Annotated in this window: 18 protein-coding genes; 9 read left to right on the plus strand and 9 right to left on the minus strand. The window is 69.0% G+C overall.

The features are described from left to right. Positions 1-53: 53 nt before the first annotated feature. The gene (rpiA, locus tag CA234_RS17365; protein WP_125976408.1) at positions 54-752 is read right to left on the minus strand and encodes a ribose-5-phosphate isomerase RpiA; all 699 of its coding nucleotides are present in this window, start codon (positions 750-752) and stop codon (positions 54-56) included. 129 nt (positions 753-881) lie between these two features. On the opposite strand from rpiA, the gene CA234_RS17370 reads away from it, so the two are divergent. From CA234_RS17370 to CA234_RS17380, 3 genes are all read left to right on the plus strand, one after another. Further along, complete coding sequence (locus tag CA234_RS17370) at positions 882-1,589, plus strand: alpha/beta hydrolase (protein ID WP_125976410.1); 708 nt, start codon at positions 882-884, stop codon at positions 1,587-1,589. A gap of 107 nt (positions 1,590-1,696) precedes the next feature. Further along, a complete protein-coding gene (locus tag CA234_RS17375) occupies positions 1,697-3,340 on the plus strand; it encodes a glycoside hydrolase family 43 protein (protein ID WP_125976412.1) in 1,644 nt (547 codons plus the stop codon). Then, positions 3,337-4,884, plus strand: coding sequence for a glycoside hydrolase 43 family protein (locus CA234_RS17380; protein WP_241213561.1), 1,548 nt, complete (start codon positions 3,337-3,339; stop codon positions 4,882-4,884). The genes CA234_RS17375 and CA234_RS17380 overlap by 4 nt, the downstream gene beginning before the upstream one ends. Positions 4,885-4,890: 6 nt before the next feature. On the opposite strand, the gene CA234_RS17385 is transcribed toward CA234_RS17380, so the two are convergent. After that, positions 4,891-7,629 carry a DUF5695 domain-containing protein gene (locus CA234_RS17385; protein ID WP_206431230.1) on the minus strand — a complete coding sequence of 913 codons (2,739 nt, stop codon included), beginning with the start codon at positions 7,627-7,629 and terminating at the stop codon, positions 4,891-4,893. 8 nt (positions 7,630-7,637) lie between these two features. Next, positions 7,638-9,980: a DPP IV N-terminal domain-containing protein gene (locus CA234_RS17390; RefSeq protein ID WP_126002339.1), complete on the minus strand. Its 2,343-nt coding sequence runs from the start codon at positions 9,978-9,980 to the stop codon at positions 7,638-7,640. Between the two features lie 145 nt (positions 9,981-10,125). Here CA234_RS17390 and CA234_RS17395 point away from each other — a divergent pair, with 145 nt between their 5' ends. From CA234_RS17395 to CA234_RS17405, 3 genes are read left to right on the plus strand one after another with little or no spacing between them, the layout of a single operon-like run. Then, on the plus strand, positions 10,126-12,498 hold the full coding sequence (locus CA234_RS17395) for a glycoside hydrolase family 127 protein (protein ID WP_206431231.1): 2,373 nt from the start codon (positions 10,126-10,128) through the stop codon (positions 12,496-12,498). Beyond that, positions 12,495-13,520 carry an Ldh family oxidoreductase gene (locus CA234_RS17400; RefSeq protein WP_164521857.1) on the plus strand — a complete coding sequence of 342 codons (1,026 nt, stop codon included), beginning with the start codon at positions 12,495-12,497 and terminating at the stop codon, positions 13,518-13,520. Before CA234_RS17395 ends, CA234_RS17400 begins: the two co-directional genes overlap by 4 nt. Then, positions 13,517-15,262 carry a DUF885 family protein gene (locus tag CA234_RS17405; RefSeq protein ID WP_126002340.1) on the plus strand — a complete coding sequence of 582 codons (1,746 nt, stop codon included), beginning with the start codon at positions 13,517-13,519 and terminating at the stop codon, positions 15,260-15,262. Before CA234_RS17400 ends, CA234_RS17405 begins: the two co-directional genes overlap by 4 nt. 91 nt (positions 15,263-15,353) lie before the next feature. On the opposite strand, the gene CA234_RS17410 is transcribed toward CA234_RS17405, so the two are convergent. From CA234_RS17410 to CA234_RS17420, 3 genes are all read right to left on the minus strand, one after another. Further along, entirely contained in the window at positions 15,354-16,724 is a 1,371-nt protein-coding gene (locus CA234_RS17410; protein ID WP_125976422.1) for a DUF1501 domain-containing protein, read from the minus strand. A gap of 11 nt (positions 16,725-16,735) precedes the next feature. Beyond that, the gene (locus CA234_RS17415; protein ID WP_206431232.1) at positions 16,736-18,370 is read right to left on the minus strand and encodes a DUF1800 family protein; all 1,635 of its coding nucleotides are present in this window, start codon (positions 18,368-18,370) and stop codon (positions 16,736-16,738) included. Positions 18,371-18,515: 145 nt separating this feature from the next. Continuing rightward, complete coding sequence (locus CA234_RS17420) at positions 18,516-18,899, minus strand: hypothetical protein (RefSeq protein WP_126002342.1); 384 nt, start codon at positions 18,897-18,899, stop codon at positions 18,516-18,518. Between the two features lie 102 nt (positions 18,900-19,001). Here CA234_RS17420 and CA234_RS17425 point away from each other — a divergent pair, with 102 nt between their 5' ends. Then, positions 19,002-20,960: an energy transducer TonB gene (locus tag CA234_RS17425; RefSeq protein WP_126002343.1), complete on the plus strand. Its 1,959-nt coding sequence runs from the start codon at positions 19,002-19,004 to the stop codon at positions 20,958-20,960. Positions 20,961-20,979: 19 nt separating this feature from the next. On the opposite strand, the gene CA234_RS17430 is transcribed toward CA234_RS17425, so the two are convergent. Continuing rightward, positions 20,980-21,960 carry an SDR family oxidoreductase gene (locus CA234_RS17430; RefSeq protein WP_126002344.1) on the minus strand — a complete coding sequence of 327 codons (981 nt, stop codon included), beginning with the start codon at positions 21,958-21,960 and terminating at the stop codon, positions 20,980-20,982. Positions 21,961-22,049: 89 nt separating this feature from the next. Between CA234_RS17430 and CA234_RS17435 the strand changes: the two genes are divergently transcribed. Next, on the plus strand, positions 22,050-23,144 hold the full coding sequence (locus tag CA234_RS17435; protein ID WP_126002345.1) for a lactonase family protein: 1,095 nt from the start codon (positions 22,050-22,052) through the stop codon (positions 23,142-23,144). Here CA234_RS17435 and CA234_RS17440 read toward each other — a convergent pair. Continuing rightward, positions 23,115-24,611: a DUF4403 family protein gene (locus CA234_RS17440; RefSeq protein WP_126002346.1), complete on the minus strand. Its 1,497-nt coding sequence runs from the start codon at positions 24,609-24,611 to the stop codon at positions 23,115-23,117. The genes CA234_RS17435 and CA234_RS17440 overlap by 30 nt on opposite strands. 95 nt (positions 24,612-24,706) lie before the next feature. Then, complete coding sequence (locus tag CA234_RS17445) at positions 24,707-25,258, minus strand: hemerythrin domain-containing protein (protein ID WP_126002347.1); 552 nt, start codon at positions 25,256-25,258, stop codon at positions 24,707-24,709. A 497-nt stretch (positions 25,259-25,755) separates the two neighbouring features. Here CA234_RS17445 and CA234_RS17455 point away from each other — a divergent pair, with 497 nt between their 5' ends. Beyond that, the gene (locus CA234_RS17455; protein WP_126002348.1) at positions 25,756-26,487 is read left to right on the plus strand and encodes an alginate export family protein; all 732 of its coding nucleotides are present in this window, start codon (positions 25,756-25,758) and stop codon (positions 26,485-26,487) included. Positions 26,488-26,606 lie beyond the last annotated feature (119 nt).

Genomic DNA, 26,606 nt, shown 5'->3' on the forward strand with positions numbered 1-26,606 from the left:
AGGCAACTCCGTTCGTCGCGGTGCAACGGGTGGGTTCGCAAATGGCTGCAATTTTATTCCTCTATCGGCCGCTCCTGACGGCTCACTCCGTCGGATCGGGCGACGTAGAGCGCGTCGATCTCGGTGAGGAACAGGCCGTGGCCGAGCGCGCCGGGGATTTCGGAAAGGGCGCGGGCGAGCGCTGGTAGATGGTCGAGATTGGGGAAGCGCGCGTCGAGGATGCGATGGCCCCAGTCGGTCACCCAGGGCGCAGCGTCGCGCAGGCGCAGCTCGGCCGTGCCGCCGAGGCGCGCTATCTCGGCGGCGACCAGCCCCCGCGCGGCCGGCAGGATCTCGATCGGCACCGCACGGCCGCCGAGCCGCGCGACCTGCTTCGAGCCATCGGCGATGGCGATGTTGCGACGGGCGAGCGCGGCGACGATCTTCTCGAGCAGCATCGCGCCACCCCCGCCCTTTATCGCGCGCAACTGCGCATCGATCTCGTCGACCCCGTCGATGCAGAGGTCGATCTCGGCAAGCATGTCCGGCGCCAGCAGCCGGATGCCGGCCGCGCGGGCCGCGGCTTCGGTGGTGCGCGAAGTGGCAACCCCCATGATGTCGAGCCCGGCCGCCACGCGGGGAGCGAGCAGCTCCACGACGTGCGCCGCGGTGCTGCCGGTGCCGAGCCCGACGACCATGCCGTCCCGCACCTCCTCGATCGCGGTAGCGGCGGCGGCGCGCTTCAGGCGTTCGGCATCAGCGAGAGAAACCATGATGGCCGAACGGTACAGCGCGCCCGGCGTTCCAGCTGCTATACGTGCGTGTAGGCCCGCCTGTTTACTGCGGCGGCGGCCTCTCCTAGGTCTCGATCGGCCGGGACAACGCCTGGGAGGAGAGGTCGCATGACAAGCACGGTGCCGCAGCGCGTCTATCTTTGTGGGTTGCTCAGCGATGCGCGGATCTGGTCGCCGGTGGCCGAGGTGCTGCCGGGCAGGGTCTTCGCCTTTCCGGGCTTCGATGCCCTGTCCGACATGGCCGCGCAGGTGCTGGTAGAGACCGAAGGCCCGCTGGTGCTGGTCGGGCACTCGATGGGGGGGCGGGTCGCGCTCGAGGCGGTGCGCCAGGCGCCGGAACGGGTTGCGGGACTCGTGCTGGCCAATACCGGGGTGCATCCGCCCGCGGAAGGCGAGGCGGCGGGGCGGCAGCGGATGATCGAGATCGCCCGCACGCACGGCATGGCCGCACTTGCCGAAGGGTGGCTGCCGCCGATGATGGGCGCGGCGCCGGAGCGGATCGCGGCGCTGATGCCGGCGCTGCGCGCCATGGTCGAGGCCTATCCGCTCGATGCCTATCTCGGACAGATCGCGGCGCTGCTCGGGCGTGCCGACGCCGGTCCGGTGCTGGCGGGCTATGCCGGCCCGGTGCTGCTGCTTTCCGCCGACCATGACCGCTGGTCGCCGCCCGCGCAGCACGCCGCGATGCATGCGCTCGCCCCGCACGCCACGATCCGCATCCTGCCCGGGGCGGGGCACATGCTGCCCGTCGAGGCGCCCGAGGCGGTGGTGGGCGAGCTGCGGCAATGGCTTGAAGCGAACGCCCTCGCAGGTTGAGGCTGGTCATCCGCGCACACGCCTTTATGGTAGCGCTACCGGTGTTGCAGGCTGCCCGACGGTGGCCGCGAAAACCGAACCTGCGAAAGCGGATGCGAGGGGGTGCTATGAAGATTTCGAAGATCGTCGCGACGACGGTGCTGATGGGCGCGAGCGCAGCGCCCGCGCTCGCCCAGGCGCCCGCGCGGTTCAGCGACTTCCGCTATGCGGGCCATGCGATGGAGTCGGTCAAGCCCGGCCCCGGCGAATATCGCAACCCGATCCTCTCCGGCTACTACCCGGACCCCTCGGTCACCCGCGTCGGCGACGACTATTATCTCGTCCTCTCGTCCTTCGCCCATTATCCCGGGCTGCCGATCTTCCATTCGAAGGACCTGGTCCACTGGACCCAGATCGCCAATGCGATCGACCGGCCGGGCCAGCTCGATTTCACCGGCATGCGCACCTCGCAGGCGGTGTTCGCGCCGGACATCTCGTACCACGCCGGCACCTTCTACATCGTCAACACCTGCGTGAGCTGCAAAGGCAATTTCGTGATCACCGCCAAGGACCCCCGCGGGCCCTGGTCGGACCCGATCTGGCTGCCGTTCGAGGGCATCGATCCCTCGATCACCTGGGAGGGCGACAAGGCCTATATCGTCAACAACCGCGCCCCCGACGAGCCGCCCCGCTACGAGGGCCACCGCGCGATCTGGATCCAGGAATATGACTGGCGCGCGGGCAAGATGGTCGGTCCCAGCGCCCAGCTGATCAACGGCGGGGTCGACATCACCAAGAAGCCGGTGTGGATCGAGGGGCCGCATATCTTCAGGAAAGACGGCTGGTACTATCTCACCGCCGCCGAGGGCGGGACCAGCGTCAACCATTCGCAGGTGGTGTTCCGGTCGAAGGACCTGCTCGGCCCCTATGTGCCGTTCGCGGGCAACCCGATCCTGACCCAGCGCGACCTCGACCCCAACCGCCCGAACCCGGTGACCTCCACCGGCCACGCCACGCTGGTGCAGACGCAGAAGGGCGACTGGTGGGCGACCTTCCTCGGGGTGCGCCCCTATGCCGACGACTTCTACAATACCGGCCGCGAGACCTTTCTGCTGCCCGTCACCTGGACGGACGGCTGGCCGATGATCCTGCCGCACGGCAAGCCGGTCCCGATGGTGGCCAGGGCACCCAACCTGCCCGCACAGGCCGCGCCCGGGCTGCCGACCAGCGGCGACTTCAGCTATGTCGACCGCTTCGCCGGCAACAAGCTGTCGATGCAATGGATCGGCATCCGCACGCCCAAGACGCCCTTTTACAAGGTCGAGCGCGGCGAGCTGGTGATCACCAGACCCGCGCCGCTCGGCGATCTCAACCAGGTGCCCGGCTTCGTCGGACGCCGCCAGCAGCATGCCAACGCCACCGTCAGCGTGACGGTGCGCTATGCCCCCACCAAGCCCGGCGAACGCGCGGGCCTCGCGGCGGTGCAGAGCGACCTCCACTATCTCTTCTACGGCCTGACCAACAACGGCGGCACGCGGACGCTGGCGCTCTACACCCGCGCCAAGGGCGACGAGCAGCTGGTCGCCTCGACCCCGCTGCCCGGCACCGCGCCGGTCACGCTGACGCTGCGGATCACCGGCGGCACCATGGCATTCGACTATGCCAGCGGCGCGAGCAAGGGCACGCTCAAGCGCGATCTCGACGCGCGCTTCCTCAGCACGCACGAAGCCACCGGGTTCGTCGGCACGCTCATCGGGCCGATGGCGCAGTGATTCGGCGGCTCCTCCTCGCGACTGTCGCCGCGGCACTGCTGCCGGCTGCCGCTTCCGCCCAGGTCTGGCGCTCGGACCAGGGCGACGGGACCTATCGCAACCCGCCGCTCAATGCCGACTATCCCGATCCGGACATCATCCGGGTGGGCAAGGACTTCTATTTCGCCAGCACCACCTTCGCCAATGTGCCGGGCCTCACCATCCTCCATTCGCGCGACCTGGTGAACTGGGACATCCTCAGCCACGTCATTCCGAAGCTGACCGGCGCCGCCGAGTTCGACCTCAAGGACGGCGGCTCGTACCGCGCCGGGGTCTATGCGCCCAGCCTGCGCTACCATGCCGGCATCTATTATCTGGCGGTCACGCCGATCCGGCAGAACACGCGCATCTACCGCGCGCGGGATCCGCGCGGCCCCTGGACCTATGCCGAGCTCGACCGCGCCGCCTTCGATCCGGCGCTGTTCTTCGACGAGGACGGGCAGGTCTATCTGGCCACCTCGATCGGCACCAACGGCACGATCACGCTCCACACGCTCGACAAGACCGCCTCGAAGATCACCGCCAGCCGGGTGATCTACTACAACAAGGGCGCGGAAGGGTCGAAGCTGCTCAAGCGGAACGGCTGGTATTATCTGTTCAACGCCATCCCCAACAAGCTGGCGCTCACCGTCTCCCGCGCCCGCAGCCTCGACGGACCGTGGGAGACGAAGCCACAGATCGACGACACGACCGGCGGCCATCAGGGCGCGCTGGTCGATCTGGCGGACGGCCGGGACGTCGGCTTCGTCATGCGCGATTCCGGCCCGATCGGCCGGGTCACCAACATCAGCCCGGTCTTCTGGCAGGACGGCTGGCCGGTCTGGGGCACGCCCGAGCAGCCCGGCCGCGTGCCCGATCGCGCGCGCAAGCCGATCCAGGGTGGCCGCTTCACCGAGCCGCCCGCCTCGGACGATTTCACCGCCGCGACGCTCGGCCGCCAGTGGCAGTGGAACCACAATCCGCTCGATTCCTACTGGTCGCTCACCGCCCGGCGCGGTTGGCTGCGGCTGCGCGCGGTCCAGGCCGACCAGTTCTGGTGGGCGCGCAACACGCTGGTGCAGAAGGGGCAGGCGCCGCGCTCGCGCGGGGAGGTCGTGGTCGACCCCGCCGGCATCCGGCCGGGCGACGTGTGCGGCTTCGGCACCTTCGGCAAGTACAGCGCGGAGATCGCCTTGGTCGGCCAGCCCGACGGCAGCCGCGCGCTGTCGATGCGGGTGACCGAGTCCACCACTGCCGGGCCGAAGACCGAGATCCGCGTCGCCGCGATCCCGACCAGGGCACTGCGGCTGTGGCTGCGCACCGAGATGGACTTCACCGCGGCGACCGCATTGCTCTCGTACAGCGAGGACGGCCGAAGCTTCACCCCGCTCGGCGGCACCGTGCCTTTGGTCTATGACTGGCGGACCGGCACCTTCCAGGGGGTGCAGTTCGCGCTGTCCTGCTTCAACCCGGGCGCGTCAGGCGGGGCGCTCGACGTGGATCGGTTCACCCTCTCGCGCTTCTGATCGCCCTCAGCCGCGGGGTACCAGTCGGACCTCGGTCGGTCCCGCGCCGAGCGACAGTGCGGTGGCACCCCGCTCCGGCGTGCCGCCTTCGACGCGGTAGCCGCGCCCGGCGGTGGTCTTTTCCAGCCGCACCAGCGCCTGCGGCGCCATCGCGCTGCGCGGGTCGAGGGTGAGCGTGATCACGCCGGTAGCGGGCACATAGCGCGCCTGCGCAATCTTGCCCACCTCCAGCGTGATCCACAGCCCGGCGGGGGCGACGAAAAGCCGGCTGCGCGCGCCGTCTTTGGGCGCAATCGTCACTGCGTTGGTGGTCACGCGCACATTGCCGCCATAGCCGAGCCAGCCGAACACCGGGTCCTTCACCAGATAGGTCGCAGCGCCATAGGCATGGGCGAAATAGCCCGAGCCATAGTCGCCGGTGTACGGGTCCCATGCCATGCGGTCGGGCCAGCTGTGGAATGCCGCGGAGCCGAAGCCGTCGCGATCGATATTGGTGATACCGCCCATCAGCCCGCCATAGGCGACGCGCAGCAGGTGCAGGTCGGCGGGGTTGGCGCGGAAGGCTTCGAACAGCGGCAGCGCGTTGTTGGTCGAGCCATAATGGTGGATCTGGCGCTCGATCCGCGGATATTTGCCGCCATAGAGGAAGTCCCAATAGCGCCGGGCATTGCCGTTATAGCCCCAGTGCGGGATCAGCGGGTCGTAGCCGAGGATCACTTCCACCGTCTCGGCGGCCTGCTTCGGATGGCCGAAATAGCGCATCCAGGAATACACCTCGGGCTGGCCGGTCGAATCCCACGCCATCTCGCTGCCGAACGGATAGGCGAGGCTCGCCCAGTGATCGGCGCGGCTCTTCATCAGCGCCTCGATCTGCGCGGCGCCGTCGGCGATCCCCTCGCGCTTGAGATCCTCGAGGATGTCGACGAAGACCTCGCCCTCCATCTGGCCGAACTGGGTGTAATAGGGCGCATCGCGCATCATCGCGACGATCGTCATCCGGGCATGGTCGAGATACCAGCGCCAGTCGTGATGGGTGACCAGCCCCGGATGGTTGCGCGCCAGCCGGTACAGCGTCCAATAGCCCAGCGCGACATGCGGGTAGTTGAACGAGCGGCCGAGATCCTCGGCGTCCTTCTTCGACCAGCTCGTCCAGGTCTTCCAGTTCGCAGCCGCGTCGTAATAGCCGGGAAAGGCGGCAGGGTCGTAGTAGAACAGGCTCTTCTTGACCCCGCCGATATGCTCGCCGCCGGCGACCTGGAGCTTGCCGAAGATCGTCTTGTCGACCAGCGTCTCCAGCTTCTCGACCTCGGCCGGGTCGGGATTGTCGAGCTGCTTCATGATCGCGGCGATAAAGCCGCCGGCGCCGCCCTCGTCGCTCATGCCGGCGATCCAGACACGCGGTTCCTGGGTGAGGATCTTGCCCGCTTCATGGTCGTAGCTGAGGATCGCGGGGCCCCGGCCGAACGGATCCTTGGGATCGTCGAACCATTGCTTGGTTGTCGCGAAGCGGCCGAGATCGGCCATGGTCTGCTCGAGCGGCTTGGTGACGAAATACTGCACCGTCTGGACGCTGCCATCGGCATAGGTGATGGTGACGCGCGCGCGGCCCCAGCCGGTCCCCCGCACGGCATAGCGCCGCCAGCCGTTCACGACGCCTGCCGCGGTGACCGTCATCGCCCCGGCGGGGGAGACGTCCAGCTTGGCCACGGGCTGGGCATATTTCAGGAAGAGCGATGCTTCGAGGTCGTTCGGCACGACATAGCCCGGCACGCCCAGCGCTACCGGCCGGCCCTGCGCGACGAGCGCGGACTGGATGCCGCGGATCGACGGCGCCTGCACCAGCCGCACGCCGATCGTGCGGCTTTCGCCGGGGGCGAGGGTGAAGCTGGTCGGCGGATTCCACTGTTCGCCCGCCGTGCGCCATTCCTGCTCGACAAAGCCCTTGGAGGCGACCGTCCAGTCGTAAAAGCCTTCCGAGACCTGGCTGCGCGGACTCTTGTCGGTGAAGATCGCGCCGGGCTCGCTCGGGTTCTTGAGCGGCGCATAATTCTCCAGCGGCGTGCGGCCGTCTGGGAGCACCAAGAGCGCCGGGCCCTTGCCGTTCAGCCGGGTGACCTGGAGATAGCCGGCATCGCGGCCGATATAGGGATCGACGAAGCTCGCCTGCGCATGCGCGGTTTCCAGCGTGCGGTCGCGCAGGATGTTGTCGAACACCATCGGCATGCCCAGCCCGCCGATCTCTACCGGCGCGGCGGAGGTGTTGACGATGCGGAAGCGCAGCACCGGCACCCCCGCCGCATCCACCCAACGCCGCTCGATGCGCAGCGGCAGCCCTTCGCCCATGCTCGCGGTGATGTCCGCCGCGGCGAACACGCCGGGGGCGAGGGGGAGGGGCTTGATCGGCTTGCGGGCGCGCGCCGAGGCGAAGTCCTGCCATGCCCCGCCCGCGGTGCGCAGACGGAGGTTGAGATCGCCGACATGATTGAAGCCGTCGCCCTGCCGCTCCGCTTCACGGCCGCCGGGCACGAAGTCGAACCCCGGTTCGGCGGCCGGCGATAGCCGCGCCAGCGTGCCGGTGTCGCTACGCAGTTCGAGCAGGAAGGCCCCCACCCGCACCGGCGTGGTCCGGATCGGCGGATAGACGGGTTTCGCCGCCTTCTCCTGCGCGAGCAGCGGGGCGGCGAAGGGCAGGCTGCTCACCCCGGCGAGCGCGGCGGCGGCGAGGAACAGGCGGGGGGCACGCATCGGGGACCTCATTTCTCGGGACGCAGCAGCGGCAGTTGTTCGCGCCAGGCGGGCGTGTCGAAACCGATATCGGCGGGGGGCGCCTCGCCGAGCAGGTGCTGGACGAAATAGTCGCGGAACTTGCGCCAGAAGAAGGGCTGGTAGACCGCATGGGTGGTGTTGGGCAGCACCACCATGTCGACGTCGCGGCCCGCCCAGATCAATGCGGTCGCGAGCTGGAAGCTTTCGGTCACCGGGACATTGTCGTCGATGTCGCCGTGCATCAGCAGCAGGTGGCTGCCGAGATTGGGCGCGGCGACCATGTTCGAGTTGCGCGCCCAGTCATTGGGGCTCGCGGCGCCCATGGTGGTTTCGGGCCACCAGGCCTTGTCGAGCCGGAGGTCGTGGTTGCCCGAGGAAGCGACCCCGACCTTGAAGAAACCGGGCCGGCGGATCACGAAGCGCGCGGCGTCATAGCCGCCCGCCGACCCACCGAACACGCCGACACGCGACAGGTCGAACTCGGGATAGCGCTCGGCCATCTGGCGGATCAGCGCGATATGGTCGTCGAGCCCGACCTCGCCCAGATTTTGATAGGCGCGCATGCGGAAGGCGCGGCCGCGACGCGAGGTGCCGCGCCCGTCGATCATCACCACGATCGCGCCGAGCTGCGCGACGCTGGAGCCGGCGGCGCCCACGGTTGCGGTCCAGCTGACCGGCACCTGGCTGGTCGTCGGCCCCGTATAGACATTGTCGATCACCGGATAGCGGCGGTTCTCATCGAAGCGCGCGGGGCGGTAGATCATGCCGTAGATCGGCGTCCTGCCGTCCGCCGCGACGCCCTGGAACGGCTCGGGCATGCGATAGCCGCTGGCGAGCAGCGCGGTCGGATCAGCATGGCCGAGCTCGGCGAGGATGCGGCCGTCGGTCGCGCTGCGCAGCACGGTGCGGCTGGGCATCGTGGGCGTCGACAGCACATCGAGGAAGGTCTTGCCGTCTGGGGCGACCTGCACGTCGTGCTGCACCGGCTCGGGCGTCAGCAGCAGCGGCTGCTCGCCGTGGATGCCGACCCGGTAGAGCGCGGTGTAATAGGGATTGCGATCGTGCTCGCGGCCGACCCCGCGCACCAGGATGGCGCCCGCTCCCGCATCGACATGGTCGACCCCGATCACTTCCCACTCGCCGCGGGTGAGCGGGATGCCGCCGTCGGGCGCATCGGGGCGCACCAGATAGAGCTGCGCCCAGCCGCTGCGTTCGGAGACGACGAGCTCGCCGCCCAGCTCGGGCGCGGGCTGGAGCGAACTCGACACCACTGAGACGCTGGGCGTCAGCGCCTCGCGCGCGACCACCGTTGCGGCGCCGGTCTCCGGATCGGCCTTGTAGACGACGAGCTGCTTGTAGCCGCGCTCGGTCCATTGCGCGCGGACCTGGCCGTTCACCCAGGCCATGTCCGGATCATAGGGATAGAGCAGCGATTCGCTCGGGATGGCGAGCGGCACCAGCCGCGCCTTGCGGCGGCGCAGCGCCTGCTCGACATCGATCACCAGCCGCGTCGCCTGGGGAAGCTTCTCGGCGCCGGCGAGCGGGTAGATATAGCGGAAGGTGCGCGGGTAGAGGCTGCCCGGCGGCGTCGCCTGGACGATCCCCAGCCGGATCACGTCGCGCGTGTCGAGCCGCCAGGTGAGGATTCGCTTGCTGTCCGGCGACCAGCGGACCGAGACCGGCATCGTCGGATCCTCGGTCCCCTGCGCCAGGATGTCGGCGAGCACCGGGATCCCACGGCCATAGGGCTGGTCGCGGGTGCCGTCCTCGGTCAGCGCGACTTCGCGGCCGCTCGCCACCTCGACGGCGTAGAGGTTGGAGTTGCGCGAGACGATGCGGAAGCGGCCATCGGGCGAGAGCGCCTCCTCGCCGTCCGCTGCGCCCTTCGCGGCGGGGGTGAGGGTGCCGTCGGCGGCCCAGGTCCAGCGCTTGTCGAACGCGCTGAACTGCAGTGCGCCGCCCTCGAGCTTCGGGTCCTCGATCGGCAGCGCGGCCGGCTTGATCGGCTTGTCGAGCGCCTTGGCCAGCGCCGCCGCGAGCGCCGCTTCAGGGGCGATCGCGCGCGACTGGCCGGTGGCGAGGTCGTAATAGGCGACAATCCGCGCGCCCTCGGGACCATGGCGATAGACGATCCCTGCGCTGTCGGTGGTGAAGCCCGCGCGCAGGCTGCGGTCGACGATCAGCTTGGCGAGCCCGTCGCCCAGATAGCGATCGGCCGCGGCATAGCGGGCCTCGATCGGCGCATCGGTCTGCGCCGCCGCCATGCCAGGCGCGAGCAGCGCCCATGCTGCCAAGGCGCTGTTCCTGCCGAGCCGAGCTGGTAAGAGCATTCGCTATTCCCCCTTGCGCGTGGGTAGACCATGCCGCAGCAATCCGGTCAAGAATGTTATACGGTATATGATGCCGTGCAGCTAAGCGCTTGACCCGCCGACACGGCCTCCGTAGATCGTATACGATTACTGAGGGGAGAGAGCGATGCGGCGTACGCGACGGGAAATGCTGACAAGCGCCGGAAGCGCCTTGCTCGTGGCGGGCGCAGGCGCGGCGCCGGCATTCGCGCGTGCAGCGGATGCGACCGCGCTGCCGCAGAAGCTGGACCCGCTGCCGCTCACCGCGATCAAGCTCGCGCCTTCGGACTATGCCACGGCGGTCCAGGTCAACCAGCGCTATCTGCTCCGGCTCGATCCCGATCGCCTGCTCCACAATTTCCGCCTCTATGCCGGGCTGCAGCCCAAGGGCGCACTCTATGGCGGGTGGGAGAGCGACACGATCGCCGGCCATACGCTCGGCCATTATCTCTCGGCGCTGGTGCTCAGCTGGCAGCAGACCGGCGATGGCGAACTCCGCCACCGCGCCGACTATATCGTCGCCGAGCTGGCCGAGGCGCAGGCCAAGCGCGGCACCGGCTATGTCGGCGCGCTCGGGCGCAAGCGCGACGGCAAGATCAGCGACGGCGAAGTGATCTTCCAGGAGATCATGCGCGGCGAGATCAAGTCGGGCGGGTTCGATCTCAACGGCTCCTGGTCGCCGCTCTACACCGTGCACAAGCTGTTCGCCGGGCTGCTCGACGTCCATGCCGGCTGGAACAATGCCCAGGCGCTGCAGGTCACGCTCGGGCTGGCCGGCTATTTCGAGCGGGTGTTCGTCGCGCTCAACGACGCGCAGATGCAGCAGATGCTGGGCTGCGAATATGGCGGGCTCAACGAGAGCTTCGCCGAGCTCTATGCCCGCACCCGCGACGCGCGCTGGATGGTGGTGGCGAAGCGGCTCTACGACGATCGCGTGCTCGATCCGCTCAAGGCCGGCGAGGACAAGCTCGCCAATTTCCACGCCAACACCCAGGTGCCCAAGCTGATCGGGCTGGCGCGGATCCACGAGCTGACCGGCGATGCCAGCGACGCCCGGGCCGCGCGCTTCTTCTGGGAGCGGGTGACGCAGCACCACAGCTACGTCATCGGCGGCAATGCCGACCGCGAATATTTCGCCGCACCCGACAGCATCGCCCAGCACATCACCGAGCAGACCTGCGAGCATTGCAACACCTACAACATGCTCAAGCTGACCAGCCATCTCTATGCCTGGCAGCCGGACGGCGCGCTGTTCGACTTCTACGAGCGCGCGCACCTCAACCATGTGATGGCGCAGCAGGACCCCAGGACCGGCGGCTTCACCTACATGACCCCGCTGATGAGCGGCACCAAGCGCGAGTTCGCCGGCCCCGAGGCCGAGGAATTTTGGTGCTGCGTCGGCTCGGGGATGGAGAGTCACGCCAAGCATGGCGAGGCGGCGTTCTGGCAAGGCGAGGGTGCGTTCCTGGTCAATCTCTACATTCCCGCGACGATCGACTGGAAGGCGAAGGGCGCGCAGTTCGTGCTCGACACCGCCTATCCGTTCGAGGGCACCGCGACGCTGAAGCTCGCAAGGCTGGCGCGGGCAGGGCGCTTCATGGTGGCGCTGCGCGTGCCCGGCTGGGCGGCGGGCAAGGCGATCGTGACGGTGAACGGCGCGCCGGCCGGTGCCCGGTTCGAGCGCGGCTATGCTTTGGTGTCGCGGAGCTGGAAGGCGGGCGACGCGTTGGCGATCACGCTGCCGATGGACCTCCGCTTCGAAGCCACGCCGGGCGACGACAGCGTCGTCGCGGTGGTGCGCGGGCCGATGGTGCTGGCGGGGGACCTTGGTGCGGCGGAGACGCCGTGGACGGGCGCCGATCCCGCGCTGGTCGGGCAGGACCTGCTCGCCAGCTTCGCGCCGACCGCCGAGCCGGCCATCTTCCAGACGCGCGGCGTGGTGCGCCCGGGCGACCTGCGCTTCGTGCCCTTCTACCGCCAATATGAGCGCCGCAGCGCGGTCTATTTCAAGCGCTTCAGCGAGGCGCAGTGGAAGGACGAAGAGGCCGCCTTCCTCGCCGAACAGGCTCGGCTCAAGGACGTCGCCGCCCGCTCGGTCGACGTGATGCATCTGGGCGAGATGCAGCCCGAGCGCGACCATGACCTGCGCACCGAGGGCGCGTCCTATCCGGTCGCCTATCGCGGGCGGCAGGGGCGCGATGCGCGCACCGGCAGCTGGTTCGACTTCACGATGAAGGTGAAGGACGGCCCGCTGCTGCTCCAGGCGACCTATTGGGGCGGCGAGCGCGACCGTGACTTCGACATCCTCGTCGATGGCCAGAAGATCGCCACCCAGCATCTCGGCGAGACGGATGCGCCGGGCAAGTTCTTCGACGTGACCTACAAGCTTCCCGAGGCACTGACCAAGGGCAAGAAGAGCGTCCGCGTCCGCTTCGTGCCGCACGATCGCAACACCGCCGGCCCCGTGTTCGGCGTCGTGCTGCTCACCGCCAAGCCGTGAGCAGCGTCGCACTGACGCTGGACGACGTCCTTGCACTCGCCCGCCGGGTGCTGCGCGCCGCGGGCCTGGCCGAGGACCATGCGGATGCCGTGGCCGAGACGATGGTCGCGGGCGAGCGCGACGGCTGCGCCTCGCACGGCATCTACCGGCTGCTCGTCGCCGCCAACACCATCGCCAAGGGCAAGGTGGTGCGCGATGCGGTGCCGCTGCTGTCCGAGCCGGCACGCGCGCTCGCGCGGGTCGACGGCAAGGGCGGGTTCGCGCAGCTGGCGTTCGAGGTCGGCAAGCCGGTGCTCATAGCCAAGGCGCGCGCCTGCGGCATCGCGGCGCTGGCGCTCAACAATGTCGTCCATTTCGCTGCGCTCTGGCCCGAGGTGGAGGCGCTGGCGGAAGAGGGACTGGTCGCGCTGGCCTTCACCCCCAGCCATGCCTGGGTGGCACCCGCCGGGGGCATACGCCCGGTGTTCGGCACCAACCCGATCGCGTTCGGCTGGCCGCGCCCGGCGCCTGCGCCGCCCTTCGTCTTCGACTTCGCCACCAGCATGGTCGCGCGCGGCGAGATCGAGCTGCACCGCCGCGCCGGCAAGGCCGTGCCCGAGGACTGGGGCATCGACGCCGAGGGGCGCCCGACCAGCGATCCGGCCGCGATCCTCGACGGCGCGATGCGCACCTTCGGCGGCCACAAGGGATCGGCGCTCGCCGCGATGGTCGAATTGGTCGCCGGGCCGCTGATCGGCGACATGACCAGCGCGGAATCGATCGCGGCGGACGGCGGGGCAGGGGCCTCGCCGCTCGGCGGCGAGCTGATCGTCGCGATCGATCCGGCCGGCTTCCTCGGCGATGCGGTGCTCGAGCATCTCGCGCGCGCCGAGGCGATGTTCGAGAGCATCGAGGCGCAGGGCGCGCGGCTGCCCTCGTCGCGCCGCTATGCCGCCCGCACCCGCAGCCTTGCCGAGGGGGTGCGCATCCCCGACAAGCTCTATGCCGACATTCTAGCGCTGGAAGCGAGCCTTACGTCATGAAGCCCATCCTCCTCCTCACCGCCGCCCTGCTCGCCACCGCCGCGGTACCCGCGCCCAAGCCGGTGAGCGCCGACGCCCGGCTCAAGGCACTGATCGACAGCGAGTATAAGTGGCGGGTCGAGCAGCAGGGCCCCGGCGAGGACAATCCCGCGGCCAAGGGCGGTCTGCCCGATGTCGGCCCCGCCGCCCAGGCCGCACGGCTGGCGCGCTGGACCGCGACCGCGCAGGCGCTCGCCGCGATCGATCCGGCGAAGCTGAGCGCCAAGGGGCGGATCGACTATCTCGTCTACAAGGGCCAGATCGACGCGCTGCTCGCCGCCCAGCGCTTCCGCGACTATGAGAAGCCGCTCAATTCGGACAGCAGCTTCTGGAGCGACATCGCCGGATCGGCGCGCGACGCGTTCGTCCGCGAGGACCAGTACCGCGCGTACATCAAGACCCTGCGCGACATGCCGCGCTATTTCGACCAGAACATCGTCAATATGCGCGCGGGCCTGGCGCGCGGTTTCACGCCCCCCAAGGTGACGCTGACCGGCCGCGACATCGGCGTGGCGCAGGTGGTCGAGGCGCCGCTCGAGGACAACCTGTTCTACACGCCGTTCAAGAAGTTCCCCGGCGCTATCCCCGCGACAGTGCAGGCCGAATTGCGACGCGAGGGCGCGGCGGCGATCCGCGAGGCGGTGGTGCCCGCACACCAGAAGCTGCTGACCTTCCTGCGCACCGAGTACATCCCCGGCGCCCGCACCGAGCTTGCGGCAACCACGCTGCCCGACGGCCAGGCCTATTACCGCTCGAAGATCCGCGAATATGTGACCCGCGACATGACCGCCGAGCAGGTCCACGCCGTCGGCCTGCGCGAGGTGGCGAAGATCCGCGCCGAGATGCTGACGGTGAAGGCCGAGGCCAAGTTCGACGGCGACCTGCCGGCCTTCCTCAACTTCCTCCGCACCGATCCGCAATTCTACGCCAAGACCCCGCGCGAATTGCTCTACCACGCCGCCTGGGCGGCCAAGCAGTTTGACGGCAAAGCCGGGCAATATTTCGGCCGTCTGCCGCGCCGCCGCTTCGCGATCATTCCGGTGCCCGACGACCTTGCCCCCTTCTACACCGGCGGGCGCGGGGGCCCTGGCGTCTATCTGGTCAACACCTATGACCTCAAGTCGCGGCCCTTCTACCAGCTCACCGCGCTGACCCTGCACGAAAGCGCGCCGGGCCATGCCTTCCAGATGCCGCTCGCCAGCGAGAACAAGGCGCTGCCGCCCTTCCGCCGCGACACCTATCTCTCTGCCTATGGCGAGGGCTGGGCGCTCTATTCGGAGAAGCTCGGCGTCGAGATGGGGATGTACGAGACGCCCTACGATCAGTTCGGCATGCTCAGCTACCAGATGTGGCGCGCGGCGCGGCTGGTGGTCGATACCGGCATCCACGCGATGGGCTGGACCCGCGAACAGGCCCAGGCCTTCCTGCGCGACAACACCGCGCTCAGCAACCATGAGATCGAGACCGAAGTCGATCGCTACATCGCCTGGCCGGGGCAGGCGCTGAGCTATTACATGGGCGAGCTGGCCTTCCTCGACGCCCGCGCCCGCGCCGAAAAGGCGCTCGGCCCGAAGTTCAACATCCGCGCCTGGCACGATGCGATGCTGCAGCTCGGATCGGTGCCGCTGACCGTGATCGACCAGCGCACCGACCAGTTCATCCAGGAAGGCGGCAAGGGGCCGTACCCGGACGAGGAGCGGTAACGCTCCGCGACGCCTGAAAACGGTGACCCCAATGGATCCCGGCTTCCGCCGGGATGACGGGCATTGGATGCCGGTGCGGGCCTCGCGCGTCTCAGGGCTTGAACAGCGCCAGCGGCCCGCGCCCGGCGCTGCTCCAGGTCGACCAGTTGGGGAAGACGTAAGGCAGGTCGGCATCGGCGACGCCGTGCCAGCGGGCGATCGCGCCGAGATATTCCTCCTGCGCCACGCCGGGCACGAAACGCCCCTCCTTGGTGATGTCGTCCGCGCCGCCCAGCACCGGGTCGGGATAGCTGCCGAGCACCGCGCCGGGGGCGACGTCGCCGCCCATCACCAGATGGTTGCTGCCCCAGGCATGGTCGGTGCCGTTCTGGCCATTGCCGAGATAGGTGCGGCCGAAGTCGCTCATCGTGAAGCTGGTGACGTTGCCCGCCAGCCCCAGCGAGCCCATCGCCTTGTGGAAGCCGGCCATGGCGTTGGCGAGGTCGCCGAGCAGGTTGGCATGGAATCCGGTTGCATTGGTGCCGCCGCCCACCTGGCCGGCATGGGTGTCGTAGCCGCCCTGGCTGACGAGGAAATTCTGCCGGGTATGGCCCAGCGTGCCGCGCGCCGCGATCATCCGCGCGACGACCATCAGCTGCCGGGCGACATCGCTGGTCAGCGCCGCGCCGGTCGTCGGATTGACGAAATAGGCATCGGTGGGCGCGGTGCCGACCAGGATGCTGTTGGCCGTCGCGGCCTGCTCATAGTTGCGCGTCAGCGTCTGGGCGACACCGTCAAGGATCGCGCTGCCGTCGCCGTTGCTGCCGAGCGCGGTGATGGCGCTGTTCTTGGCGCTGCTGCCGGCGGTGAAGCCGCTGCGGGCGGGCAGGCCGCCGGTGCTCGGCAGGATCAGCGGGGTGGTCTGGCGGCCGAGCACCGCCACGGTAGATCCCGCCAGCGACATCACCGGCGGCAGCGAGCCCGCTGGCATCTTGTCGGCGATGCGGCCGAGGAAGCCGTCGCGGCTAGTCTCTTTCGCACGCAGGCCCTGCCAATGGTCCTGCTCGTCGGCGTGGCTCATCAGATTGGCGGGGCGCAGATCGGTGCGCGACTGGTAGGTCGCCTTGGTCAGCGGCGCGAACAGCGTGCCGGCGTTGAGCACCAGCCCCAGCGCGCCTTCGTCCCACACCGGGCGCAGCGCCGCCATGGCGGGGTGGAGCGCATAGGCGCTGTTGGTCAGCGGAGTCAGCGCTGTGCGCTGAATGCCGACGCTGCCCCGCGAGGCCAGATAGGTGGCGTGCCGGGCATCGGTGGGGATCACCATGTTCCAGCCGTCATTGCCGCCGAACAGGAAGATGCCGACCATGGCGCGGTAGCTGCCGGTGGGTGCGGCGATGGCGGCGGTGCGGCCGAACTGGCCCAGTGCGGCGAGCGCGCCGGTGCCGGCGGTGAGGCGAACGAAATCGCGACGGGAAAGCGTCATCGGTAAATTCCTCAGCGATCGACCAGGAACATCGGGCTGGTCGCCGCGATGTAGAGCATGATCTGTGCCCGCTTGCGGGCCTGCAGCTTGGGATCGACGTTGGTGATCGCCGTCCCCGCCGCCTTCAGCGCGTCGCGCTGGGTCTTGCTCAGACCCTTGGCGAACAGCAGCAGGTCGATGCGGTCGACCATCGCGTCGACATTGTCGCCGATCGCTTCCCAATCCGCCCAGACCGGGGCGGTGCCGGACGTGCCGGAGATGGTTGCCGCCGCGGCATATTCACCGCGACCGGCATCGCCATTTACCGTCCAGTCATAGACCAGATTGTGCAGCCGCAGCTGGTTGGCGCTGGTCAGCAGCTTGGAGGCGGGGCTGCGCAGCGTCGCGCTGCCGGGCAATGGGAAATCGTCCGGGTAGAAGTTGAACACCGAGGGCGCGCGCATCACCGGCTGGCCGAAGGTGGCGTCGCGAACCTGGAAGACATAGCCGTCGGTGGTGAAGCCGATCGCGCGGGCGAGGCTGGTCATCGCCAGCACCGGCTCCTTGAGCTTGCCCGGCGTAGAGAGCTGTGGCCCGCGCGCTTCGGCATCGGTGAGGATCGCGCGGACCACCGCCTTGAGGTCGCCGCGCACGCCGCTGCCATTGTTGGCGAACACCGCCGCGACCCGGCCGATATAGGCAGGCGAGGGGTTGGGCGTGACGAGATGGGTGATCAGGTGCCGCGCGACGAAAGGCGGGGTGGAGGCATGGTTGAATGCGGCGTCGACCACCGCCGTCACGCTCGCCTGCTGCGTGGCACCCGCGGGCACAACCGTGCCGAGGAAGCGTTTCTCCGCGCTGTCATAGCGGGCCGGCGCCGGGATCATCGGCTGGGCATAGGCGACCGCCTGGCCGTCGTTCGCCGCGGCGCTGCCGACCCGGGCATAGGTCCAGCCGGTGAGTGCGCGGGCGATGTCGCGGATGTCGTCGGCAGTATAGTTGGGGATCGGGCCGCCGCTCGCGTCGCGCTGGATGGTGCCGTCCATGCCGAGCTGGTCCGGGCCCATGGTGAACAGCTGGAGGAACTCGCGGGCGTAATTCTCGGAGGGCGTGCCTTTCCGGCTGTCCGCCATGTCGAGATAGTCGCCCATATAGGCGTTGAGCGTCACCCCGAGCAGCAGGTCGCGATAATTGCCGAAGGCGTTGGAAAGGAACAGCTGGTTGAACGCGGCGATACCTGCGGTCGAGCGCACCCCCGCTTCCGACGCGACGATCATCTGCGACAGCGCGAACGCGACGCGCTGGCGCAGCTGGTCGGGCGCGGTGATCGCATCGGCATAGAAGCGCATCGCCACCGGCGTGCGGGTGAAGCGCTGGGTCGAGCAGGCGGTGTCGCCCGAGGCGCAGGAATCGGCGCGGACGTCGACGGCAAGATCGCTATAGGTGCTTCCCGTGGCGTCGAATTGCTCGTCCAGCCAGCCGTTCACGCCGAGGGCGCGGATGCGGTCGACCAGCGCGACCGTCGGGCCGAAGCTCGCCTGCTGGGCGAGCCGGACCGAATCGTCGAGCGCCGTCGCGGCGACGGGTGCCGGTGCAGGGCTGGGAGGGGCGGACACCAGCCCGCCGGTGGATCCGCCACCGCCGCCGCCATCGCAAGCGGCCAGCATGGCCATCGCCATAGCGGCACCTGCCGCCAAGGCTCGTTTCGTTACGCTTGACACGCCCCCCGCTCCTTCGATCGCGATCTGGGAATGTCTTGGTTATTAAGGGGATAAGGTTAATCGACGGCTCGCGGTTATGGTTAACCGGAGGTTAGCGGCGGCAGGCGGCAACCATCGCCGCGGCGCTCGCGGCGTCGAGCGCCTCGGCGTGCGCGGCGCAGATCTGCGCATCGCGATCGAGCGCGAGGCTGAACGGCAGCCCGGCGCTGCGCCGCGCGACTTCGGCGGCGAGACGGCGCTGCGTGGCGCGATCGGGCTGCCAGCGTTGCGGGGGCGGCACCCGCTCCAGCATCGTGCGGGTCGCGCGGCTGTCGTCGAACGGGACGACGAGGACGCGATAGGGTTGCGCTCCGCGACCGATCGCGTCGAGCCGGGCCAGTTCGCCGTGGCAGGGTGCGCACCAGGAGGCGACGAACAGCAGAATGCTTTCGGCTGGTCCTGCGGGAGACGGTGCAGCACCGAATAGAAGCGGCAAGCACGCGATCCTGCCAAGTTGCTGGATCAATATACGCATCTTGCTCGACAATCCCGCCATATCATGATTGGAAGGCACTTCCTTTGGGGGAGGGGTAGCATAATGGCTTCGCTGATTCTCGCGCTTTTGCTGGCCGGCGGGCAGCAGGCGGCAAGCGCCGCACCCACGCTGCAGCAACTGTTCGACCAGGCGACCAAGGCAGGCGCCGAAGGCCAGTGCGCGGACGCCGTGAAGACGTTCGAGGAAATCGAGAAAAACGCCAAGGCGATGGCCAACCCCACCGTCCGCGCGGCGGTGGACGTGCGCAAGGGCTATTGCCTGGCGCAGCTCGAACGTGGCGATGAAGGCGAAGCGGCGATCCGCCGGGGCTTGCCGGTACTCGCCACGAAGGGCGCGGGTTTCGCCGAGGAGGTCCGCCAGGCGCACCTCGCGCTCGGCCAGGTGGCGATGCTGCGCTTCGACTATGCCGGTGCCGCCGCCGAATACCGGCTGGCGCTGGATTCTTCCGCCGGCGCCGAGCGAATCAAGCCGCTGATGGCGCTCAGCCAGGTGACGATGTTCGACCAGGACGGCGAGGCGCTGCGCTACGCGACCGAAGCGCGGAGCATCGCGCTGGCCGATGCGAGCTTCGACAAGAAGGCGCGGGCGGCGGTGCAGACCCAATATGCCCGCGCGCTGCTCAATGCCGGCCGTGTCCCCGAGGCCTATGCCGAACTCAAGGACAGCCTGCGCAAGCAGGGCGGCCTGACGATGAAGGTCGGCGTTTCCGACCTGGCGACGCGTTCGGACCTGGCGATCGCTGCCTGGCTCAATCATGATGCGGAGTCGGCCCGCAACTACCTCGCCTATACCGGTGCCGGACGCTTCGAGAAGTCGCCCTTCGAGCGTGCCCGCGACATGACGCTGCCCGCCTGCGGCCCGGAAACCGGGCTCAAGCCCGACGACATGGCGATCATCCAGTTCTCGCTCGCCGAGGACGGGCATGTCGCCGGCGTGCTGCCGATCTATGCGCCGGCCGGTCGCACCGCCGCGATCGCCTTTGCCCGCGAAGTGAGCGGCTGGTCCTGGGCGCCCGAAGAAGCCCGCGCCATTCCGCTGCTGTTCCGCCTGACCACCCGCATCGAGATGCGCTGCACCAATGCCGGCGAGCGTCCCGACCTCAGCCAGCCGCTCGCCGCCGCCGCCGAGGCGTGGCTGGAGAGCAAAGGCGTCGCGGATGCCGGCTGGAAGGCGCTGCCCGATGCCAAGGCGGCACCGCTCGAACGCGCCGCGCTCGCCGCTGCGCGTTCGAAGGACGACCGCCCCGGCATGATCGCGGCCGCGCTCGCGCTGGTCGAAAACAGCGTGGTGCCCGAAGCCGAGCGGAAGACGTTCGCGGTCGAGGCAGCCGCATGGGGCGAAGCGCTCGGCGCGCCGCCCGCGGCACGCGCCTATCTGGAACTGCAGAAAAGTGACCTGGCTGCCGGTCATCGCGGGCGCACGTCGGCGCGACGCGCCCTGCTGGCACGGCCCGAATTCCAGAACGATCCCCTGGCGGCGGCGACGCTGCGCCTGCTGATCTCCATGCCCGGCTTCCGCACGTCCGCGCCGTCCGATGCCGACGCGCTGCTGGCAGCGGTGGTCGCGGCGCCAGGCTTGCCCGAACGCCACCCGCTCAAGGTGGCGGCGCTGCTCCAGCGCGCGAACCTCGCGGCGAAGAACGGCGATCTCGCCGCTGCCCAGCGCGCCTTCGAGCAGACCGGCCTCACCAGCCGCCAATGTGCGCTGCTGGGACTCAAGCCCGCCGTCCGCAGCACCGGCGACCTCAGCAATGCCTTCCCCGATACGGCCCAGCGCCTGGGCTTCGAAGGCTGGGTCCGCACCGAGTTCGACGTCGCCACCGACGGCAAGACGATCGCGCCGCGGGTGGTGAGTTCCTACCCCGCCTTCGTGTTCGACGACGCCGCGACCAACATGGCGAAGGGCCTGCGCTACACCAGCAGCTACCGGCCGGAAGACGGCGTTGCCTGCTCCGCGCAGGATGCGCCGATCAGCTTCCGGCTAGGCCACATGCCGAAGTGACCCGCGCGGCACCGCCGCGTCAGATCGCGCCGGTGCCGCCGTTCGCGCCGAAGATGCTGCCATCGGTGTAGCTGAGCTCGTTCGAGGCGAGCGCCACGTAGAGCGGCGCCAGCTCCGCCGGCTGGCCCGCGCGGCCGAGCGGCGTGTCCTGCCCGAACTCGCCCAATTTGCCCGGCAGCTGGCCGCCCGCGACCTGCAGCGGCGTCCAGATCGGTCCGGGTGCCACGGCGTTCACGCGGATGCCCTTCTTGGCGACCTGCTTGGCCAGCCCCTTGGTGAAGATCGCGATGCCGCCCTTGGTGGTGGCGTAATCGAGCAGTTCCTTGCCCGGATCGACCGAGTTGACCGAAGCGGTGTTGATGATCGCCGAACCCGGCTTCATCAGCGGCAGCGCGGTCTTGGTGATCCAGAACATCGCGTAGAGATTGGTCTTCAGCGTCCGGTCGAACTGCTCGAAGCTGATCTCGTCGATCGACGCCTTCGATTGCTGATAGGCGGCGTTATTGACCAGGATGTCGAGCCCGCCCAACTGGCGGTGCGCGCGGCTCACCAGATCGACGCAGAAGCCCTGGTCGGTCAGGTCGCCCGGCAGCAGCACCACCTTGCGGCCCTCGGCTCGGAGCAGCTTGGCGACGTCCTGCGCGTCCGGCTCCTCGGTCGGGAAATAGTTGATTGCGACATCGGCCCCTTCGCGCGCGAAGGCGATGGCGGCGGCGCGGCCGATGCCCGAATCCCCGCCGGTCACCAGTGCCTTGCGGCCGGTCAACTTGCCCGAGCCGCGATAGCTGCGCTCGCCGCAATCGGGCACGGGATTCATCTCGCGCTGGAGCGCCGGCCATTTCTGCCGCTGCTCGGGAAAGGGCTTGTCGGTATATTTGGTCTGCGGATCGGGGGCCGGTCCACCGTTCGCGGCTTGCGCGAAGGCGGGGCCGGCGGCAGTAGCGGCACCGGCGGCGGCGGCACCCTTCAGAAGATCGCGGCGGCTGGGTATGTCGGTCATGGCGCTGCTCCCTGTTGCATCGGGTTCAGCGCGCGAGATCGGCGAAGGTTCAGCGTTGACGGCAAGAAACCGAAAGGCTTCAATAGGATATGACTATCTCCGCATTCCCGCTGACGCGCCGCGCGCTGGTCGGCGCCACCGTGGCGCTCGGTGCCTGCCCGACGGCGCTGCTCGCCCGCACGACCGGCGGCCTGATCGCCGGCACCTATGTCAACGAGGGCGGACCCGGGCTGGTGCCGCTGACGCACGGCGCGCAGGGCTGGCGGCTCGGCACGCCGGTCGCGACGATCCGTAATGCGTCCTTCGGCATCCGCTCGGCGACGACAGGCATGCGCTATCTGCTCGACGAGCAGACCCAGGGCGCGGTGGGCGTCTATACGGCCGGTCTCGCCAAGCTGGGCACCGCCTCGACGCTGGGCGCAGACCCGTGCCATGCCGCGCTTTCGGCCGATAGCCGACACCTCGCGGTCGCCAACTACTCGTCCGGTTCGGTCGCGCTGTTCGAGCTCGATCGCACCGGCCGCTTGGTCGGCGAGGCGCGCCGCATCCAGCACGCGGGCAGCGGCCCCAATCGCGAACGCCAGGCCGGCCCGCACGCGCATTGGGTGGGCTTCTCCGGCGGCAACCAGCTCCATTCGGTCGATCTTGGCGCCGACGCGGTGTTCCTGCACCGACTGGGCGCGGGCGGCGCGGTCGACACCAGCATCGCCTATCGCACCGAAGCGGGCGCTGGGCCGCGCCATCTCGCCCGCCATCCCAAGCTGCCGATCGCCTATCTGGTCACCGAGCTCGCCAACACGGTGACGGTGCTGCGCGCGCTGCCCGATGGCCGCTTCACCGCGCTGGCGACGCTCCCGACGCTGCCCAAGGGCTTCACCGGCGCTTCCGCTGCCGCGCATATCGCGGTGAATGCCGCCGGCACGCGGCTCTACATCTCCAACCGCGGGCACGACAGCATCGCGGTGTTCGCGATCGAGCGCGACGGCGGGCTGACCCCGCTCCAGCATGCCGGCTGCGGCGGGCATTGGCCGCGGCTGTTCTTGCTCCGCGAAGGCGCGCGCGAGATGCTCGTCGCCAACGAGCGCTCGGGCAACATCGCCCGGCTGGCGATCGGCGCGGACGGCAAGCTCGGCGCCGCCGCCAAGGGCGTGGCGCTACCGGGCGTGGTGTTTCTCTCCGCCTGAGCTCGGGCTGGCGAGGCGCACCGTCGCGGTGCCCTCGGCCCAGACCGGCAGGTACAGCCCCTGTCCAGAGGCCTGGAGCGTGCCGGTGCGGGTGCGCTCCAGCTTGGCGTCGATCCGCAGCACGCCCTCGCGCCGGCTGGAGATCGCGCGGCTGACCTTGCCGAGCAGCTCGCCATAATCGCGCTCGAAATTCTGGCTGAGCGCGGCGGCGATGAAGCCGCTCATCCCCGGCGCGTTCATCAGCTGGAGGATGAGGTCGCCGCCGGTCATGTCGGTGGTGCCGCTGACGCCGAGATTCTGGAAGTCGACCTTGCGCGAGTTGGGCAGGTTGACCGGCGTGGCGGTGAGCCACACCGTGCCCCGCGTCCGGCCGATATTGCCTGCCACGTCCTCGGCCGAGAACAGCAGGCCCACCGCCATCTGCCCGCCCTTGGTGCCGTAGATCGTCGCCTTCTCGAACCGGGCCCGCACCGGGCCCACGCCGGGCACGTCGAACGGCCGGGCCTGGCGCTTGACCAGCGCCTTCATCAGCACCGGCTCCAGCTCGCGATAATCGGCGATCACCGGCAGGAACAGCGAGACCTTGCCGGTTTCGCCCTGCAGCGGCTGCAGCGGCGGCAGCGGGGTGGGGGCCGGATCGGCGGGCTTCGGGCCGACAAAGGTCTCGGTGATCGCTTCCATGCCCAGCCGCAGCTCCAGCCGCTTGCCGGTGATGGCATAGCCGCCATAGTGCAATTGCTTGGGCGTCACCCGCATCCACACCGGCGGGTTCTCGCGGTTGAGCGACAGGGTGGTGAAGGCGGAACGCCACGCCTCGTCGATCTTCTGGCGGACGCCGAGCTTCTGCAGCTCGCCCGGCAGCTCGCGCTCCAGCTTGGCGATCACCGGCGCCAGCTTCCGGTCGGCCTTGTCGGTGAACTCGATGCGCTGGCCGAGAATGTCGACATGGGGGACATCGGCCCAGTCATAGTCGATGTCGATCTTGCCGCGCGGATTCCAGTCGGGCCCGAGCGACAGCGTGACGACGGCGTGCGCCATCGCATCGGCCGTCGCGGTCTCGCGCTTGAGCACCCCGCCGATATCCTCGGCGCGCACCACCGCGTGGAGCGGCATCGCCAGCCGGATCACCTGGCCCTGGCCACCGATTGTCATCCGCCCGCGCGTGACCTCGCCGACGATGCGGCACTTGATCGTCGGCGTCTTCACCTTGGCGATGCCGAGGTCGAGCTTCTTGGGGCGTACGCAGGGCTGGTCGGGCTTGTCGATCGCCCAGAGCTGGCGCGGCACGGCGCGTTCCAGCGTGGCGGCGAGATCGTCGAGATCGGCTTGCAGCGGCAGGGCGAGGGTGGACAGTTCGGGCTTGACCTCGATCCGGTCCTTGGCATGCGGCGGCGCACCGCCCCCCTGCTTGCCCGAACAGGCGGCGAGTGCGAGCAGCAGCACCGCCGAAGACCACCGCCCGCGCATTCCATTCCCCTTGTTGCCGATCCGGAACAAGGGGCAGAACCGCCGGAACCGGCGATCCGTTCCGGGGGCGGCATCTACCGTCCCCCGGCCGGGTATCAGCGCGTGAAGAGCTGGCTATCCTGCCCCATGTAGCGCGCATATTCCTCGCCATAGCGCGCGGTAGCACGCGCCTGATCGGCCGGACCGGCAGACTCGATCAGCTTGGGATACCAGGTGCCTTCTTCCGAATAGATGTGGTGGAGCACCGCGCCGCGGATGTGCTCGAGCTTGTCGTGATAATCCTGGCTGGCGGGGTCGAGCCGCTCGAGCAGCCCCAGCTCCATCTTGGCGGCGGACTGTTCCTGATAGGCGAGTTCGGCATGGCCGACCTGGTGATCGGCGGCGAGCGCCGGGTAGACCGACACTTCCTCGGCGATCGAATGGGCGGTGAGCAGCAGGCCCAGCCGCTTCTGCTCGGCTGTTCGCTCGGCGGGGGCGGCCGTGCGGAGCCGCTCGAATTGCGCCTCGATCTCGCGGTGATGGCCGAGGATCTGCGACAGCCAGTCGCCGGGCCGCGCGAGTGCTTCGGCCTTGGCGGTCGCCTCGCGGCGATCCTGTTCGCTTTCGGGCGGCGTGATGGCGGCGATAGCCTGGTCCAAAATCGACATGGGGCATGCTCCAGCTTGGTGGCAGTTGAAGCCTAAGCGGCTGCAATAGCAACATGTTCCTGTTGCGAGTGACAATCACGCGCGCCCTTGGCGCCTTGCCGCCCGCAGTGAAGTCGAAGATCACGTCGTCCTTCGCCGTGAAGCGCGGCCGGGCCGGCAGGGCGCCGCCGTTGGGGTCACCCTGCCTGACGAAATTGGCGAGATAGGCGCTGATCGTCTTGCCCATCTGCACGTCCCGGGGCGTGGTCGCCGCGTCATATGCGCTCACGGCATTGTCGAAAAGAAAGGGATGTCGGTGGCGCGACCGGCACCGGCCTTGCCGTCTTCGATCTTGCACGCGCGCTCCCGGTACTTATCGCGCCCCTGCGAACCCCATTTGCCGCCGACCGCTCTAGAATAGTGGCGGGACTAGTGTCGGCCGCGAGGCCGGACAAACTTTGTAACTGGGAGCCAGCGGGCAGGAGCGATAGCGCCGCCGCTTCGCGGAAAGAGGGCCTATGCGTTTCTGGACTACCACTGCTGCTGCTCTGGTCGCCGCCGGGCCGGCCTGTGCCCAAGAGGTCGCGATCAAGCCGCTCGTCGAGGCGCGGACGCGCTACGAGCATCTCGACCAGGCCGAGTTCGCCAATGCCTCCGATGCCGTGACGATCCGCGTCCGTGCCGGTGCCGAGCTGACCCACGGCCACTGGGTCGCGCTCGGCGAGGCGCAGGGGAACCTTGCGGTCGTGGGCAATTATTATGACGGTCTGCACGGTCCGGCCAATCGGCCGACGATCGGCGATCCCGAGAATGTGGCGATCTACCGCGCGCAGCTGCAATATCGCTCGGCGCCGCTGACCGTCACCGCCGGCCGCCAGCGGATCGGGCTCGACGACGAGCGTTTCGTCGGGGCGGCGCAGATCCGCAACAATGCCCAGACCTTCGATGCCGTCCGCACCGAGATCGTGCCGGTAAAGGGCGTGAAGCTCGACCTCACCTATGCCTGGGACGTCCGCACCATCTGGGGGACCGAGGGGCGCGGCGTGCGGCAGCGCGGGGTGGGCGGCCACAACGTCTTCGCCAATCTCGGTGCCGCGACGCCGCTGGGCCTGCTCACCGGCTTCGCCTACCTGGTCGACCAGGACGAGGCCGAAGTGCAGGGCTTCCGCCTATCCAACCAGAGCTATGGCGTGCGGCTGGCGGGCACCCGCGCCATCGCGCCCCAGGCCAAGCTCCGCTACCAGGGGTGACTACACGAAAGTGACGTATCTGCACGGAAAGGGCGAACGGATAGCGAACGTCACGCGGCAAGTAGGGAGTTGACGGCGCGCAGCGGTCGCAAGGCGTCCGGATCGGGTTGATCTTCAAC

Origin of the sequence: Sphingomonas sp. ABOLE, assembly GCF_003950455.1 — a bacterium.
Taxonomy (GTDB): Bacteria; Pseudomonadota; Alphaproteobacteria; order Sphingomonadales; family Sphingomonadaceae; genus Sphingomonas; species Sphingomonas trueperi.

Excerpts from the sequence above, each read along its gene's own strand:
- rpiA (WP_125976408.1), bottom strand. The coding sequence starts at position 752 with ATGGTTTCTCTCGCTGATGCCGAACGCCTGAAGCGCGCCGCCGCCGCT.
- CA234_RS17370 (WP_125976410.1), top strand. The coding sequence starts at position 882 with ATGACAAGCACGGTGCCGCAGCGCGTCTATCTTTGTGGGTTGCTCAGC.
- CA234_RS17375 (WP_125976412.1), top strand. The coding sequence starts at position 1,697 with ATGAAGATTTCGAAGATCGTCGCGACGACGGTGCTGATGGGCGCGAGC.
- CA234_RS17385 (WP_206431230.1), bottom strand. The coding sequence starts at position 7,629 with ATGCGTGCCCCCCGCCTGTTCCTCGCCGCCGCCGCGCTCGCCGGGGTG.
- CA234_RS17390 (WP_126002339.1), bottom strand. The coding sequence starts at position 9,980 with ATGCTCTTACCAGCTCGGCTCGGCAGGAACAGCGCCTTGGCAGCATGG.
- CA234_RS17395 (WP_206431231.1), top strand. The coding sequence starts at position 10,126 with ATGCGGCGTACGCGACGGGAAATGCTGACAAGCGCCGGAAGCGCCTTG.
- CA234_RS17405 (WP_126002340.1), top strand. The coding sequence starts at position 13,517 with ATGAAGCCCATCCTCCTCCTCACCGCCGCCCTGCTCGCCACCGCCGCG.
- CA234_RS17410 (WP_125976422.1), bottom strand. The coding sequence starts at position 16,724 with ATGACGCTTTCCCGTCGCGATTTCGTTCGCCTCACCGCCGGCACCGGC.
- CA234_RS17415 (WP_206431232.1), bottom strand. The coding sequence starts at position 18,370 with ATGCTGGCCGCTTGCGATGGCGGCGGCGGTGGCGGATCCACCGGCGGG.
- CA234_RS17425 (WP_126002343.1), top strand. The coding sequence starts at position 19,002 with ATGGCTTCGCTGATTCTCGCGCTTTTGCTGGCCGGCGGGCAGCAGGCG.
- CA234_RS17430 (WP_126002344.1), bottom strand. The coding sequence starts at position 21,960 with ATGACCGACATACCCAGCCGCCGCGATCTTCTGAAGGGTGCCGCCGCC.
- CA234_RS17435 (WP_126002345.1), top strand. The coding sequence starts at position 22,050 with ATGACTATCTCCGCATTCCCGCTGACGCGCCGCGCGCTGGTCGGCGCC.
- CA234_RS17440 (WP_126002346.1), bottom strand. The coding sequence starts at position 24,611 with ATGCGCGGGCGGTGGTCTTCGGCGGTGCTGCTGCTCGCACTCGCCGCC.
- CA234_RS17445 (WP_126002347.1), bottom strand. The coding sequence starts at position 25,258 with ATGTCGATTTTGGACCAGGCTATCGCCGCCATCACGCCGCCCGAAAGC.
- CA234_RS17455 (WP_126002348.1), top strand. The coding sequence starts at position 25,756 with ATGCGTTTCTGGACTACCACTGCTGCTGCTCTGGTCGCCGCCGGGCCG.